We start from the raw sequence: 14,519 nt of genomic DNA on the forward strand, positions 1-14,519 counted from the left end.
CAGGTGGGGGTTTTGTCTTTCTGGGCTATTGGAATCACCTGTCCATTGCCAACAACAATGCGCTGGTGGGTGTAGTCGAGATCTTCGATTGACTCTTCAGCTTCAGTTCTTGAAGGCGGTCATTTCCTGCAAGAGGATCGTCATCAGCCGACTGGCACCAACGCTGAGCTGCCGACCGAGGCGGCTTATCAGGTGAGTCTGCGGACTGCTGAACACTTCGTGCTGCAACGGCAGGGCCAGTAGCTTTCCGGCCTTCATTTCTTCCTCGATCACAAAGGTCGGCAGCAGCGTGACCCCGCCATGCATGGCGAAGTGCTTGAGCATGGCGAAGGTGTTGCAGGTCAGCACCGGCTTTACTGAAACCCCCAGTTGGTGCTCGGCCTGCAGCAGAATCTGGCGTATGCCGTAGGACACTCCCGGCAGGGCCAGTTGATAGCGATCCAGGCCCTTGAGTTCCAGCGGGCCTTTCTCCTGAGCCAGCGGATGGTTCGGCCCGGTCACCACGCAAACCGGTTGCCGCTGATGCGCGTGGGAGCGGATTTTCGGGTCCGCTGCCGGATTGAAGACCAGGCCGATATGCGCTTCGTCTTCCACCACCTGGCGGATCACCTCGTTACTGCCGCAGACATTCACGATCAGTTCTATCTTGGGATAGAGCGCCGAAAACCTTGCCAGCGGCTGCGCCAGGCTTTCCAGAAAACCTTCGCCTGAAACCAGCGTCACCGAACCACTGTGCAAGCCACGCAATGCCTGGATGGACTCCAGCAAGACTTCCTGTTGGGTGAGTCTCTGCCGGTAATACGTCAACACCTTATCGCCAGCCTCGGTGGGTTTGACGCCACGTCGATGTCTTTCCAGCAGCGGAGAACCAAGCTCCTGCTCAAGTTGCGCGATCTGTCGGCTGACGGCGGAAGGTGCCACGTTCAGGAAGTCGGCAGCGGCCCGGACACTGCCCAGGCGCACTGCTTCAAAGAAATAAAGAATCCGGCGATCCTGAACGAGGCTCATGACTTTCCTGTGTTGCGCTAAAGGCAACATAAATTCAATTTTTGGATTATTGCTGATGGGGGTAAGCGCTGTCCATACTCGATCCATCCGCAAACGGGAGGATGTATGACAGCTCTTTGGCAATGTCTGCGCGAACAGGCGCAACAGCTTGGCGAACGTAATCCGGTGCTTGCCCTGCATGCACAGAACCGGATTCTTGCACATTCGTCCCTTGAGTCGGCGCTGGCTGCCAACCTGGCGCATCAGCTCCAGGACCAGGTTCCGGATGCCGACCTGCAGAGCTGGTTCAAGGCCGTCATACAGTCCAGTCCTGCCATTACCGAGGCTGCGACAGCGGACATCAATCATCTGGTGATCGTCAACCCAGCGTGTCCCGATCATCTGACCGCGTTTCTGAGCTTTCGCGGAATCCTCGCCGTACAGGCCCATCGCATCGCCCACTCGCTGTGGAGCGACGGAGACATCCAGAGTGCCGTGCTCTTGCAGAACTGGGCGGCCAAGGCCTGGAGTATCGATATTCATCCCGCCGCCCGGCTTGGCAAAGCCCTGTTCGTCGATCACGGCATCGGCCTGGTGATCGGCGAGACCGCCGTGGTCGAGGATGAAGTCAGTCTCTGGCATGGCGTCACGTTGGGCAGCACCCTCAGCGAAGCCGGGGATCGTCATCCCAAGATTCGTCGCGGTGCGCTGATCTGCGCCGGTGCAACGGTGCTGGGCAATATCGAAGTGGGCGAGCGCGCCATCGTCGCTGCCAACTCCGTGGTGCTCAAGCCAGTGCCCGCAGGCGTGGTGGTTGCCGGTACGCCCGCCAGGCCTGTCGGTAACGCACCAGCGTCACTCGCGACCTTTACCAGCAAAACACAATAATGACTCAGGGATAGCCCGCATATGGCCGCAGTCGCTCAGTTTCCACAAGGTATCGATCATCCACTGGTTACGGTGCGCGACCATGCGCATGTGCTGCAGCTCTATCGGAAGATGGGCTTCATGCCGTCTCCGGTCAGCTATCACCCATGGGGCAGCGTGACCTCGTTGATGATGTTCGAGAGCAACTTCATCGAGCTGATCGGCATCGATGATCCTGCAAAGTTCGGCACCAACTCGGTCAATGGCTTCTGCTTCGGTCGCCAGTTGAATGAGTTTCTGCAGCGTGGCGAAGAAGGCGTATCGCTGGTGGCCTTGCACAGCAAGGATGCCGACGCCGATCACGCCCGGCTGGTCGAAGCCGGCCTGCCGAGTCAGGGGCGGATCGATTTTCGTCGCAGCATGACCCTGCCGGATGGCCAGCCCGATGAAGCGGTGGTGTCCCTGGGGCTGTTTATCGACCCGGCATTACCTGACGCCTCGAACTTTATCTGCCATCAGCATCGTCCGGAACTGATCTGGGTGCCGGGCTGGCAGAACCACTGCAATGGCGTGGACGGAATTGTCAGCGTGACCTATCTGGCTGACCCGGCAGAGCTTGAAACGCGCTGGAAAGCGCTCTACGGCGACGATGCGGTGTCTTTCAGCGGCAATGTGTTGCTGGCCGACACCCGCTGCGGCGTTCTGCGCGCCATGGATGTCGCCACTGCCGCCCTGCAATACCCGGGCGTCAGGTTGCCGCACGCTGCGAGCGAACGTGCGCATGCCATTGCCATCGGCCTGCATACCAGGAGCCTGGACACGGTGCGCTTCATTCTCGAACACAACGCAGTACCCCATGAGCAAGTGCCGGGCCGCGTCATGGTGCAGCCCGAAGCGGCCGGCAACGTCATTCTTGAATTCGTACAAAACCTTTAACCGAGATGCGGAACATGACTTTGAAAGTAGGTGTGATCGGACTGGGCAACATGGGCGGCGGCATGGCGGCCACCCTGGCAGGCAAAGGCTTTGATGTGAGCGGTTTCGACCTGTCTCAGGCCGCACTGGCGCAAGCCCAAGGCAAAGGCGTGAAGCCGGTTGCCGAGCGCCGGCAACTGATTCAGGAGTCGGACATTCTGATCCTGTCCCTGCCCAAGGCCGAGCATGTCGAGTCGGTGTGCCTGGGCGAGGGCGGCATCATCGAGTTCGCACGCAAAGGCCTGGTCGTGGTCGATACCACCACTTCGACACCGGAAATGAGCCGCAAGGTGGCTGCCGAACTGTTGAAAGCCGGCGTGGCCTTTATCGATGCCCCGGTTTCCGGCGGCCCCAAAGGCGCAGCCACCGGCACGATGTCGATGGTAATCGGTGCCGAGGACGATGATCTGGCCCGTGTCATGCCGGTGCTGGAAGGCATGAGCGGTACTCGCGTGCACGTCGGCAAGTGTGGTGCCGGCAACGTCGCCAAGATCGCCAACAATATGCTGGCTGCCTGTCACCTGATCAGCACCGCCGAAGCGGTCGCGATGGCGGCCAGGGCCGGTGTCGATCCGGAAAAGCTGCTGCAGGGCCTCAACGCCGGTTCCGGCCGCAGTGGCGCGACCCAGGTCATGTTCCCGACCTGGGTACTCAACAAGGCCTACGACTCGGGTTTCACCATGGGCCTGATGCGCAAGGACGTAGGCCTGGCCAGTGATCTGGCCGACAGTCTGGACATGGAACTGCCGCTGTCGCGCATCGTTGCGCAACTGTGGAAAGCCAGCAGCGAAACCCTGGCGGATAACGAAGACTTCTGCGCAATCGTGCAGCGTACCGATGCCCAACTTTTTGGCCGTGGAGAGTAACCGATGAGCACTGCAAGAATTCTCGAACTGCTGCGCCCTTACTGGGGCGACCGCAGTGTGATTGCCAGTTATGTCGGCGGTGAGTTCATCGAGGGCCACGGTGCGCCGGTAGAAGTGCGCAACGCCCATGACGACACGCTGCTGCTGAGCTTCCCCGATGCCGATGACTCGCTGGTAGAAGAGGCGGACAAGGCTGCCAGGGCCGCTCAGGCGCAATGGTGGGCACTGACTGCCCAGGCGCGTGGTCGTGCCATGTACCAGATCGGTTCACTGGTTCGCGAAGAGCTGGAAAACCTGGCGCAGATCGAATCCCTGACCGCCAACAAGCCGATTCGCGATGCGCGGGTCGAAGTGCTCAAGGTGGCCGAGATGTTCGAGTACTACGCCGGTTGGGCCGACAAGCTGCACGGCGAAGTCATTCCGGTGCCGACCACGCACCTGAACTACGTGACCTACGAGCCACTGGGCACCGTGTTGCAGATCACCCCATGGAACGCGCCGATCTTCACGTGCGGCTGGCAGATCGCGCCTGCGATTGCCGCCGGTAACGCGGTCATCCTCAAGCCCTCCGAACTGACCCCGCTCAGCTCGTTGATGATCGGGGTATTGATCGAACGTGCCGGTGTGCCCAAAGGACTGGTCAACGTGATTGCCGGTTTCGGTCACTCCATCGGCCAGGCCTTCATTGCCAGGGCCGATATCCGCAAAGTGGTGTTCGTGGGCTCGCCTGCAACCGGTCGGCATATCGCGGTGGCTGCGGCTCAGCGTTGCATTCCCGCGGTGCTGGAACTGGGCGGCAAGTCGGCCAATATCGTGTTTGAAGATGCCGATCTGGAAGTCGCCCTGCGCGGTGCCCAGGCGGCGATCTTCTCCGGCGCGGGCCAGAGCTGTGTGTCCGGCTCGCGTTTGCTGGTGCAGGAATCGATTTTCGAGAAGTTCACCAATGCGCTGGCCGTAGCTGCCACGCAATTCAAGGTCGGTGATCCCGGCGATCCGGAAACCCAGATCGGCCCGATCAACAACGCCAGGCAGTACAACCATGTGAAAGCCATGGTCGAAGGAGCCCTGAAAGACGGCGCCCGGCTGGTCGGCAAAGACGCCGATCCAATCCCCGACAAACCGGGTTACTACGTCAACCCGACGGTACTGGCCGGCAGTAACGAGCTGTATTGCGCCCAGGAAGAAATCTTTGGCCCGGTGGTCGTGGCCATCCCGTTCAAGGATGAAGAAGACGCCATTCGCATCGCCAACGACAGCCGTTTCGGCCTGGCCGGCGGCGTCTGGACCCGTGATGTCGGCCGCGCCCATCGCGTCGCCCGGCAAGTGCGCGCCGGGACTTTCTGGGTCAATGGCTACAAGACCATTCACGTCAGCTCGCCATTCGGTGGATACGGCGAAAGTGGGTATGGTCGTTCATCGGGCCTCGATGCACTGCGCGAGTACAGCGAAGTGAAAAGCGTCTGGGTCGAAACCGCCGCCAAGCCTGCTGCAAGCTTTGGCTATGGCGCGAGTCTGGAGTAACTGTCATGAGGATTTCCAAAGCCCTGATCGAACAGGCCACTGTCTGGCGCCGCACGATTCACGCCGCGCCCGAACTGGGTTTCAAGGAGCTGCAAACCTCCGATCAGGTGGCGCGTCTGCTGACCAGCTTCGGCATCGAGGTGCATCGCGGCCTTGGTGGCACCGGCGTGGTCGGCACCTTGCGCATTGGTGATGGCCCGGTCATCGGTATTCGCGCCGACATGGATGCGTTGCCGATCCAGGAGCTGGGCAACAGTGCGCACAAGTCGGTACACAAGGGCTGCATGCATGCCTGCGGCCACGATGGCCATACCGCGATTCTGCTGGCCACCGCCCGGCATCTGTCTGAAACCCGCAACTTTCGCGGCACGGTGCATTTCGTTTTTCAGCCCGCCGAAGAAAACCTGGGCGGCGCACAGCGCATGATCGAGGACGGGCTGTTCGAGCTGTTCCCGATGGATGCGATCTACGGCCTGCACAACTGGCCGGGCGTTCCGGCAGGCAATGTGGTGATCAATCCCGGTCCGATGATGGCTTCGCTGGATACCTTCGAGATCACCCTGACCGGCAAGGGCAGCCATGCGGCCATGCCGGACAAGGGCACCGATCCGATCGTGGCGGCTGCCGAGCTGGTAGTGGGGCTGCAAACCATTGTGTCGCGGCGTCTGTCACCGCTGGACTCGGCGGTGGTCAGCATCACCCAGTTCAATGCCGGGGAAGCGATCAACGTCATCCCGGAAACGGCGGTATTGCGCGGTACGGTGCGTTGCCTGCAAACGCCGGTACGCGCCAGGGTCGAGCAACTGATCGGCGAGTTCGTCGAGCGTTTGCCGACGGCTTTCGGGGTGCGTGGCGAGCTGGTCTATAACGTTGGCTACCCGGTTACCGAGAACCATGTCGACGCGGCGGCGACCATCCGGCGCGCGGCGGTTGCTGCGGTTGGTGAGGCCAATGTGCAGTGGGGTTGCAACCCGTCGATGGCCTCCGAAGATTTTGCCTTCATGCTGCATGCCTGTCCGGGCGCTTACGTCTGGCTCGGGGTGGACGGCGAGAAGCCGTCAGCCGCACTGCATAACCCGTATTACGACTTCAACGATCAGGTGATCGAGTCGGGTGTTGCGGTGTGGACGGCGTTGGTGGAGCAGTGTTTGCCTGTGAGCTGACCAGATCCGCCAGGAGCGGATTCATTCGCGAAGCCTTTTCGCGAATGAATTCGCTCCAGGTGGTATTAGCATTCCACCAGATTCACCGCCAGGCCACCACGTGACGTTTCCTTGTACTTGTCGTGCATGTCGGCGCCGGTATCGCGCATGGTGCGGATGGCGTGGTCCAGGGAAATGAAGTGCTCGCCATCGCCGCGCAGGGCCATTTGTGCGGCGTTGATGGCCTTGACCGCTGCAATGGCGTTGCGCTCGATGCAAGGCACCTGAACCAGCCCGCCAACCGGGTCGCAGGTCAGGCCCAGGTTATGTTCCAGACCGATTTCCGCAGCGTTTTCCACTTGCTCCGGCGAGGCGCCGAGAATCTCGGCAAGCCCGGCGGCAGCCATTGCGCAGGCTGAGCCGACTTCGCCCTGGCAGCCCACTTCGGCGCCCGAGATCGACGCGTTTTTCTTGCACAGAATGCCCACGGCAGCCGCGCTGAGAAAGAAGCGCACCACGTCGTCGTCATTGGCTGCCGGGTTGAATTTCATGAAGTAATGCAGCACCGCAGGCACGATGCCCGCAGCGCCATTGGTCGGCGCGGTCACCATGCGGCCACCGGCAGCGTTTTCCTCGTTGACTGCCAGGGCGAACAGGTTGACCCATTCCATGGCGCTGAGGGTCGAGCCGATCACGTTGGGGTTGTCGAGGTTCTGCAGGCTTTGATGCAGGCGGTAGGCGCGGCGCCGGACATTCAGGCCGCCAGGCAGAATCCCGGTTTCGCTCAGGCCCTTGTTCACGCAGTCGCGCATTGCTTCCCAGATCACCATGATCTTCTCGCGAATCTCTTCCTCGCTGCGCCAGGCCTTTTCATTGGCCATCATCAAGGCCGAAATGCTCAGGCCATGGGTCTTGCACAGCTTGAGCAACTGCGCGCCGCTGGAAAAATCATAGGGCAGCACGGTGTCATCGTTGTCCAGCACGCCACTGGCCGCCTGTGCAGCGTCGATCACGAAACCGCCACCGACTGAATAGTAGGTCTGCTCGAACAGCTCACCTGTTTGCCCGTAAGCGCACAGTGTCATGCCATTGGGGTGATAGGGCAGGCTTTCGTCCAGCAGGCACATGTCGCGCTGCCAGATGAAATTGATCTCCCGCTCGCCGCCCAGCAGCAACAGGCCGTTCTCCAGCAATGCGTCGATGCGTTGATTGACCTGGCTGGGATCGATCTGGTCTGGCCATTCGCCCAGTAAACCCATGACAGTTGCCCGATCACTGCCATGACCGATGCCCGTAGCCGAAAGAGAACCGTACAATCTGACCTCGATCCGTTCTACGCTATGCAACTGATTGCGGTCGCGCAGATCGGTGACGAACAGCGCCCCGGCCCTCATTGGCCCTACGGTGTGTGAACTGGAGGGGCCGATGCCGATTTTGAACATGTCGAAGACGCTGATAGCCATCACGGAGATCCTGCAAATGAGTTTCCATGGGAGTCATGGGCTCCCTCTTTATGGTCCTAATGTTTGGCTTCCGGCCTTCAAACGGCAAACGATTGTTCCTATGCAACGCTTTAGCGGAACTCCTCAATGAGCAGAATCTTCAACGCACAGATGCACGCCTGGCTACAGGTCTTCGCCTGTGCAGCCCGGCATCTCTCCTTTACCCGTTGTGCCGAAGAGCTGCATGTAACGCCTGGCGCCATCAGCCAGCAGATGCGTCAGCTCGAAGAGCGCCTGGGGTTTGCCTTGTTTCACCGGGTCGGGCGCGGGCTTGAACTGACCGCCGAAGGGCAGCGGCTGGCGCTGGTGGCCAACGAAGTGCAGAGCCGGATCAGCGATGAGTTGCGCCTGTTGTATTCCGGACGGATCGGCGGCGTGTTCAAGCTGCGCTGCATTCCCTCGTTTCTCGGCAAATGGCTGATGCCGCGTCTGCCGCGCCTGCAGGAGGCCTTTCCCGACATTCAGTTGCGGATCATTGCCGAAGACAGCAGCGGCTCGTTGCGTGACGACGACTTCGACCTGGCCATCGATCTCAACGACGGCAGCTATCCGGGCCTGATGACCACCACCTTGCTGGAAGAAGAGCTGTTCCCGGTGTGTTCACCGGCACTGCTGGAAGGCAAGCCGCCTCTGGATACGCCAAGCCAACTGGTGCACTTTCCGTTGCTGCACGACATCACGGCCTGGCGTGGCAGCTATGAATATGCCGAGTGGGAATTTTACCTGGCGGCCATCGGCGCGGCCGGGATCGATGTGCGGCGCGGTCATACCTTCAACCGTAACCACCTGACCATCGATGCCGCGAGAATGGGCATGGGCGTAGCCATTGCGCGCAAGACGCTGATCACCGACGAGCTGGAGCAGGGCTTGCTGATCGTGCCGTTCGGGCACCCGATCAAGGCCAAGAAGAAATACGTGCTGGCTTATCGCGAAGGCGCGTTGAGCACGCCGTCGCGGCGCGCAGTTCACGACTGGCTGGTCAACGAGGCAGTGCAGGACAAATGAAAAGGGCGCACCAATTGGCGCGCCCTTTCCAGTAGATCTGACGGAATCAGTGGAACATTTCGGCGATCAGCACTGCGCCTATGAAAGTGCCGAAGTTGGCGAGAAACGACACCAGCACAATCCTCCAGCCCAGGCGGCGGAAGGCCGGAAGGTCCTTGGCAATCGACAGGCCCGCGAAGGTCAGCATGGGCGTGATCACCGCCAGCATGTTGATCGAGCTGGTCAGGCGGGTGATTTCCGCCGCGAAAGGGCAGGCCGGCGAGGTCAGGAACATCGCCACCAGCGACACCATGCACACTGCCGGAATCTTGCGGCGTAGCAGGTTGCACAGCAGCTCACCAGCGAAGGCACAGAAGATCATGATGCCCATGCCGGTCAAGGCATCGGCGGACAGGGTCTTGTAACCGACGTAGTTGGCGATCAGTGCCAGGGCACCGGCGGCCAGCCAGGCACTGACCTTGCCGGCCCAGCTCAGATCGGGGACTTCGAGCGAGACATCCTTGCTGCTGATGTTTTCGCTGGTGATGGAGGCCTTGGTGGTACGGCCGATCAACGGCTCCAGCACCCGATAACCCCAGACCGCCAGCGGCAGGGAGATGAACAGGGTGAAGTAGGTGCCGATGGTGGTGGTGATCAGGTTGGACGCTGCCGCCAGTGTCATGACTTCCTTGGCGACTTCCGGAGTCTGTTGCGCGGCGATGGCGCCTGCTGCAGCGGCCATCATGCTGCCCGAACCAATGCCCGAGCCCATGGCCAGCGAGTTGGGATGGAAGATCCCGAGGCTGGTGATGAAGCCGGCCACGATGGCAATGAACAGCGCGCCGAACAGTGTGCCGGTCAGGTATTCGGCCAGCACCCCGCGACCTTCGGGGGAGTCCATGCCATAACGCTCACCGATGATTGCCAGGCTGGGTTCGCGACCGACAGAGAAGGTTGCGCCAATCGCTTCACGCTTGATGCCCAGCATCAGGGCGACCGGCAGGCCGAGCACGACGGTGCCGACGAAGTGGCCGAACTCCTGGAACAACAACGCCCAGCCCGAAGCGAACACCACAGGCAGCGAGCCTCCGACCACCAGGCCAAGCTTGGCGATGAAAATCAGCAGGGCAGGTTGCAGGATTGAGGCTGCGCGCAGTTGCGTCGCGTAGTCGATGCCGATGGTGCCGGGCATCCGGCGGCTGGCGATACCGATTACCGCCCCCAGAACCAGTGCCCAGACCATGGGCAGCAAGACGACTTTGCCAGGCCCCAGAGGAATATTGATGGCGCCGATCAATTCGGCGGCGATGAGGATGATTGCGGCCCAGGTATACAGTTTTACGGTGGCTGAAATAGCCTGCTTGTCACCCGCCACTGAGGCCTGTGAATGTTGCATGATGATCCCCTTGCCTGCTGAATGACCTTGAAGGCCTTATCAATCGTTGTTGTGCTTTTCAGGTAGGCGCGTTGTGGCGCCCGGGGCAGCTTTAAAGTCCATGGTGTGCATGGAAACCCTTGTGGGGCTGAATATTCTTGTAAGGTCTGACTGGTATCTCGACCCAGGCTGCTATGAACCTTTGCTGCGAGTATGCAGAGCGGTATCCAGCACACCAATATTGCGAACTTTATTTATCGTTGCCTTAAAGTGAACACAGAATGTAGGGAATTAGGCGGGAAGACATTGCATTGTCGAGCAGCATGTGGGACCGGATCCGGCGGCGCTCCGGTCCCACAGTCCACCTGTTTGCTGAGCGACAGCGCAGTGTCAGGAGTACTGCGGGACCTCCTACCGGGTAGGAGCGGATTCATCCGCGACGGGTTTACAGGAGGCTGATGGCCGTCTCGATTGACCGGCGCTGGGTGTCGGCATACAGCTTCAGTTCATTGATGGTCTGAAGCCCGAGCGCCTTCTGGAAATCATCCTGATTGGAGTTGGTCGCATAATGCGCTTGTGAGTCGTCGCCCAGGTTGGACTGGAAGATCCCCGCTGCGCTCACCGGCAGGAAGTCTTCATACACCAGCGGCTCGAAGCGAATATGCCCGGCCTTGATCTGTTGTTCCAGGTCGCTGGCAGGCTGACCGTTGTTGCGTGCCGCGATGCCTTTGTCGGTCGCGAAGTAGCGGAAGTAGGCCATATCCTGCTCTCGCATTTCGCTGTAGCTGTCGGGGAAAGCCTGGAAGGTTTTCTCCAGCAGTTGCGCGTAACGCACGGCATTGGCTTCGTTGGGAAACTCGCCCAGTTCCTCGCGGGCGGCATTGAGCAACTGATCGTACAGCGCCCGGCCTTTGGGCGTGAGCGCTGCGCCGCGTTGTTCGATTTCCCCGAAGCGTGCCGAATGGCTGCCGGACTCACCGCTGAACGTGATGGCTTCTTCCAGTGCCTTGAAGCTGGTCTGGCGCAGCAGGATCGGGCATTCGCGACGTGGCGGGCCTTCGACCACCGCTTTGGGCGTGATGCCTTTGCCGGGCATGCCGGCTTGCACGGCATCGATGTCTAGGGTGCGCGGAGTCAGGTGGTTGATGTGCGGACCGCGGAAGGCGACCACGTCGGCAATCAGCCGATGCTGGGCATTGAGCTGCTTGTAATCCTGTAACGATACCGTCGCGCTGTTGTGCCAGCGGAAGGTTTCCAGCGCCTGCTGCACGAACTCGGCGGCGTCTGCTTCGCTCAGGCCGCCATCCTGTTCATGCTTCTCGATCAGCTCAAGCGCCCTGGCGGTAAAGATCTGGCGCCTGGCCAGAACCTGCTCGGCAAACTGGCGCAGCTCCTGGTTTTCGATCAGTTCAAGGCGCAGCAGTGAGGTGAAGACGCGGAACGGGCTGACCTGCAGCGACTGCTCGTGCACCGCCCGAAACGCGGTGGAGTGAACCGGCACCCCGGCGGGTGTCAGGTCGTAATAACCCACCGGCTCCATGCCCATGACCGCGAACAGGCGGGCAAGGGTCGCCAGTTCCAGCGCAGTGCCGACCCGAATCGCGCCGTGGCGCTCCATGTCCAGACGCTGGATTTCACCGGTCTGCTGCAAGCTCTCCCGAACCCCGGGCTGGTGAGTCATGACCGCGTCGTTGATTTCGGCGACCAGTTCCATCAAGGTGCCGTAGAGCGGGACTTCGGCCTGGTACATCTGCGACATGGCGCGGGAAAAGCTGGCTCGAATGTCATCACGGTTTGCAAAGGTAGCAGTGCTCATCTGGATCGTTTCTCCGCACAAATTCCAGTTAACAGGTCGAGCTCAATCGAGGGCCGCCAGACAGCGCTCGAAGATATCCAGCCCTTCATTCAGGATTTCCGGCTCGATGGTCAGCGGTGCCAGCAAGCGGATGATGTGCCGCGACTTGCCACTGGGCATCAACAACAATCCGGCGTCTCTGGCCAGTTGCAGCAACTGGGCCAGTTGTCGGGTACCGGGTGCGCCTTGTGGGGTCATCAGTTCGATGCCGCGCATGGCGCCCACGCCGGTCAGCCGGCCCAGATAAGGCGACAGCTTCTGTTCCTGCCAGCCACGGTAGCGGCCCAGGATGATGTTTTCCTGGGTTTCGCCCCAGCGCGAGAGGTTTTCATCGCTCATCTGTTGCAGCGATGCGAGCCCGGCTGCGCAAGCGATCGGATTACCCGAATAGGTGCCACCGAGCCCGCCCTTGGGCAAGGTGTCGAGCAGATGCTTGCGACCCACCACGGCACCCAGCGGAATGCCTCCGGCGATGCTTTTGCCGAGCAGGATCAGGTCCGGCTCGATGCCCAGGCGGCTGAAGGCAAAACGCTGACCGGTGCGGCCGAAGCCGGACTGGATCTCGTCGGCAATCAGCACGATCCCCTTCTCATCGCAGAACCTGCGCAATGCCTGGGCGAACTCCGGCTCCATGGGCAGAAAACCGCCTTCGCCCTGAACCGCTTCAAAGATAAAGCAGGCCACATCGCTGACATCGATCTCGACACTGAACAGACGATCCATGGCCTGGAGCGCTTGTTCAGTCGTAACGCCGGTGTCCTTGCTCGGAAAGGGCAGGTGATACACGGTGCCGGGCAGCAGGCCGATACTTTGTTTGTAGGGCGCGACCTTGCCATTGAGGTTCAGGGTTGCCAGGGTCCGCCCATGGAACGCGCCATCGAAGGCAATGACTGCCGAACGCCCGGTGGCGCTGCGTACGATTTTCAAGGCGTTTTCCGCCGCTTCCGCGCCGCTGTTGGTGAGCATGCCGCTGAGCGGATAGCTGACCGGCACGAACTGCTCCAGCTGGTTCATGAACTGGATGTACGGTTCATGGGGCGTGGCATTGAACGCGTAATGGGTCAGCTTTTGCGCCTGTTGCTGAATGGCCTTGACCACCAGCGGGTTGCAGTGGCCCAGATTCAACACACCGATGCCGCCGACGAAATCGATATAGCGCTTGCCGGTCGTGTCCCAGACCTCGGCGTTCTTGCCGTGGGAAAGGGTGACAGGATGAACGAATGAAATGGAGGCGCTGATATTTTCGTTGTTCACTGGAAGCGCTCCGGCAACGAATCACGACGGATGGGGGACAGGGTGTTCGGGGGCATGCGCAAAGACATCGCTTCATCCTGCTGGGTTGGACGTTGCGCCTATCTAAACCAACAACCGACTTGCCCCGCAAACGAAATAAAATCGTCGTGTCATTCCAATAATTCTGAATGTCGGGCTTTTACCCGCTGCCTGATCCACTCCACGAACGCCTTGACCTTGGGCACCTGCGCCGCATGTTCGGCATGCGCCAGAAAATGCGAACCGTCGCTCTGCATGGAATGATTCCAGGCGATCACCAGCTTGCCTTCGGCCAGTTCGTCGCTGACCAGATAGCGCGGCACCAGGGCTATCCCGCAACCTGACTGGGCGGCGCGAATGCACATATAGAAGGTGTCGAAACGCGGGCCGTGATAGCTGTTCTGCGAGTGCAGGTTCTGCTCCAGAAACCATCCATGCCAGGCTTCCGGGCGCGAGGTGCATTGCAGCAGGATATGGCCGGTCAAGGCCTGGGCACTGGGAATGCTGTGGCGGGCCATCCATTCCGGGGCGCACACCGGCACCATTTCTTCCTTGAACAGCTCGATGCAGGTGGCGCCAGGCCAGGTGCCCTGACCGAAAAAGAACGCTACATCGGCCTTGGCCCGGACCAGATCGAAAGGCTCCAGCTCGCTGCGGATATCCAGGTGAATCCCCGGATTCCGGCTGCTGAACCCCTTCAGGTTCGGCACCAGCCAGCGGTCGCCAAAGGTCGGCTGGGTTGCAATTTTCAGTACCTCCGTTTCGCCGCCATAAGTCAGGATGTAGCGACTCGACATGTCCACCTGAATCAGGATCTTGCTCACCTCGGCCATATACAGTTCGCCCGCTGGGGTCAGGTGCAGGCGACGGCGGATACGCTGGAACAGCGGGTGGCAAAGCATCTCTTCCAGTTGCGCGACCTGCTTGCTTACCGCGCTCTGGGTGAGGTGCAGTTCCTGTGCGGCGCGAGTGAAGTTCAAGTGACGGGCCGCGGCTTCAAAACACTGCAAGGCGGTCGTTGAGGGCATCAAACGCTTGGACATTACCGGTTACCTGTTGACATGCAAGATAGATCATTCCAAAACGGAATCATGTTTTTCTAAATGGTCGTTTGTGACAAGGGCGATTGCGGATCAATACTGATCCACATCAATGATTTCAACCAGTGTCATC

Annotated in this window: 12 protein-coding genes; 6 read left to right on the forward strand and 6 right to left on the reverse strand. The window is 60.4% G+C overall.

Annotated features, from left to right (window positions below; translation table 11 throughout):
• Positions 1–102: 102 nt before the first annotated feature.
• Positions 103–1,008 (reverse strand): LysR family transcriptional regulator, encoded by a 906-nt coding sequence (locus ALQ04_RS09480; RefSeq protein ID WP_122315501.1) that lies wholly within the window; start codon positions 1,006–1,008, stop codon positions 103–105.
• A gap of 105 nt (positions 1,009–1,113) precedes the next feature.
• Here ALQ04_RS09480 and epsC point away from each other — a divergent pair, with 105 nt between their 5' ends.
• Genes epsC through ALQ04_RS09505 form a run of 5 tightly spaced genes read left to right on the forward strand, consistent with a single transcriptional unit; the run spans position 1,114 to position 6,379 of the window.
• The gene (gene epsC, locus ALQ04_RS09485; protein WP_122315502.1) at positions 1,114–1,875 is read left to right on the forward strand and encodes a serine O-acetyltransferase EpsC; all 762 of its coding nucleotides are present in this window, start codon (positions 1,114–1,116) and stop codon (positions 1,873–1,875) included.
• A 21-nt stretch (positions 1,876–1,896) separates the two neighbouring features.
• On the forward strand, positions 1,897–2,790 hold the full coding sequence (locus ALQ04_RS09490; RefSeq protein ID WP_122315503.1) for a VOC family protein: 894 nt from the start codon (positions 1,897–1,899) through the stop codon (positions 2,788–2,790).
• Between the two features lie 14 nt (positions 2,791–2,804).
• Positions 2,805–3,695: an NAD(P)-dependent oxidoreductase gene (locus tag ALQ04_RS09495; RefSeq protein ID WP_122315504.1), complete on the forward strand. Its 891-nt coding sequence runs from the start codon at positions 2,805–2,807 to the stop codon at positions 3,693–3,695.
• A 3-nt stretch (positions 3,696–3,698) separates the two neighbouring features.
• Positions 3,699–5,216 carry an aldehyde dehydrogenase family protein gene (locus tag ALQ04_RS09500; RefSeq protein WP_122315505.1) on the forward strand — a complete coding sequence of 506 codons (1,518 nt, stop codon included), beginning with the start codon at positions 3,699–3,701 and terminating at the stop codon, positions 5,214–5,216.
• A 5-nt stretch (positions 5,217–5,221) separates the two neighbouring features.
• A complete protein-coding gene (locus ALQ04_RS09505) occupies positions 5,222–6,379 on the forward strand; it encodes a M20 aminoacylase family protein (protein WP_122315506.1) in 1,158 nt (385 codons plus the stop codon).
• A 65-nt stretch (positions 6,380–6,444) separates the two neighbouring features.
• On the opposite strand, the gene ALQ04_RS09510 is transcribed toward ALQ04_RS09505, so the two are convergent.
• Positions 6,445–7,821, reverse strand: a complete 1,377-nt coding sequence (locus tag ALQ04_RS09510) for an L-serine ammonia-lyase (protein ID WP_122315507.1) — start codon at positions 7,819–7,821, stop codon at positions 6,445–6,447.
• A gap of 126 nt (positions 7,822–7,947) precedes the next feature.
• Between ALQ04_RS09510 and ALQ04_RS09515 the strand changes: the two genes are divergently transcribed.
• Positions 7,948–8,865: a LysR substrate-binding domain-containing protein gene (locus tag ALQ04_RS09515; RefSeq protein ID WP_122315508.1), complete on the forward strand. Its 918-nt coding sequence runs from the start codon at positions 7,948–7,950 to the stop codon at positions 8,863–8,865.
• Positions 8,866–8,911: 46 nt separating this feature from the next.
• Here ALQ04_RS09515 and ALQ04_RS09520 read toward each other — a convergent pair whose 3' ends face one another.
• The 4 genes from ALQ04_RS09520 to ALQ04_RS09535 form a co-directional block, all read right to left on the reverse strand.
• The gene (locus ALQ04_RS09520; protein WP_122315509.1) at positions 8,912–10,240 is read right to left on the reverse strand and encodes a DUF3100 domain-containing protein; all 1,329 of its coding nucleotides are present in this window, start codon (positions 10,238–10,240) and stop codon (positions 8,912–8,914) included.
• Positions 10,241–10,664: 424 nt separating this feature from the next.
• Complete coding sequence (locus tag ALQ04_RS09525; protein ID WP_122315510.1) at positions 10,665–12,035, reverse strand: VOC family protein; 1,371 nt, start codon at positions 12,033–12,035, stop codon at positions 10,665–10,667.
• 42 nt (positions 12,036–12,077) lie between these two features.
• Complete coding sequence (locus ALQ04_RS09530; protein ID WP_122315511.1) at positions 12,078–13,328, reverse strand: aspartate aminotransferase family protein; 1,251 nt, start codon at positions 13,326–13,328, stop codon at positions 12,078–12,080.
• 149 nt (positions 13,329–13,477) lie between these two features.
• The gene (locus tag ALQ04_RS09535; RefSeq protein ID WP_122315512.1) at positions 13,478–14,389 is read right to left on the reverse strand and encodes a LysR substrate-binding domain-containing protein; all 912 of its coding nucleotides are present in this window, start codon (positions 14,387–14,389) and stop codon (positions 13,478–13,480) included.
• Positions 14,390–14,519: the final 130 nt, after the last annotated feature.

The organism is Pseudomonas cichorii (assembly GCF_003700275.1).
GTDB classification, from domain to species: Bacteria; Pseudomonadota; Gammaproteobacteria; order Pseudomonadales; family Pseudomonadaceae; genus Aquipseudomonas; species Aquipseudomonas cichorii_B.

Bases quoted from the DNA above. Each gene is read 5' to 3' on its own strand.
- epsC (WP_122315502.1), top strand. From the start codon at position 1,114: ATGACAGCTCTTTGGCAATGTCTGCGCGAACAGGCGCAACAGCTTGGC.
- ALQ04_RS09515 (WP_122315508.1), top strand. From the start codon at position 7,948: ATGAGCAGAATCTTCAACGCACAGATGCACGCCTGGCTACAGGTCTTC.
- ALQ04_RS09510 (WP_122315507.1), bottom strand. From the start codon at position 7,821: ATGGCTATCAGCGTCTTCGACATGTTCAAAATCGGCATCGGCCCCTCC.
- ALQ04_RS09505 (WP_122315506.1), top strand. From the start codon at position 5,222: ATGAGGATTTCCAAAGCCCTGATCGAACAGGCCACTGTCTGGCGCCGC.
- ALQ04_RS09490 (WP_122315503.1), top strand. From the start codon at position 1,897: ATGGCCGCAGTCGCTCAGTTTCCACAAGGTATCGATCATCCACTGGTT.
- ALQ04_RS09500 (WP_122315505.1), top strand. From the start codon at position 3,699: ATGAGCACTGCAAGAATTCTCGAACTGCTGCGCCCTTACTGGGGCGAC.
- ALQ04_RS09535 (WP_122315512.1), bottom strand. From the start codon at position 14,389: ATGTCCAAGCGTTTGATGCCCTCAACGACCGCCTTGCAGTGTTTTGAA.
- ALQ04_RS09495 (WP_122315504.1), top strand. From the start codon at position 2,805: ATGACTTTGAAAGTAGGTGTGATCGGACTGGGCAACATGGGCGGCGGC.
- ALQ04_RS09525 (WP_122315510.1), bottom strand. From the start codon at position 12,035: ATGAGCACTGCTACCTTTGCAAACCGTGATGACATTCGAGCCAGCTTT.
- ALQ04_RS09520 (WP_122315509.1), bottom strand. From the start codon at position 10,240: ATGCAACATTCACAGGCCTCAGTGGCGGGTGACAAGCAGGCTATTTCA.
- ALQ04_RS09480 (WP_122315501.1), bottom strand. From the start codon at position 1,008: ATGAGCCTCGTTCAGGATCGCCGGATTCTTTATTTCTTTGAAGCAGTG.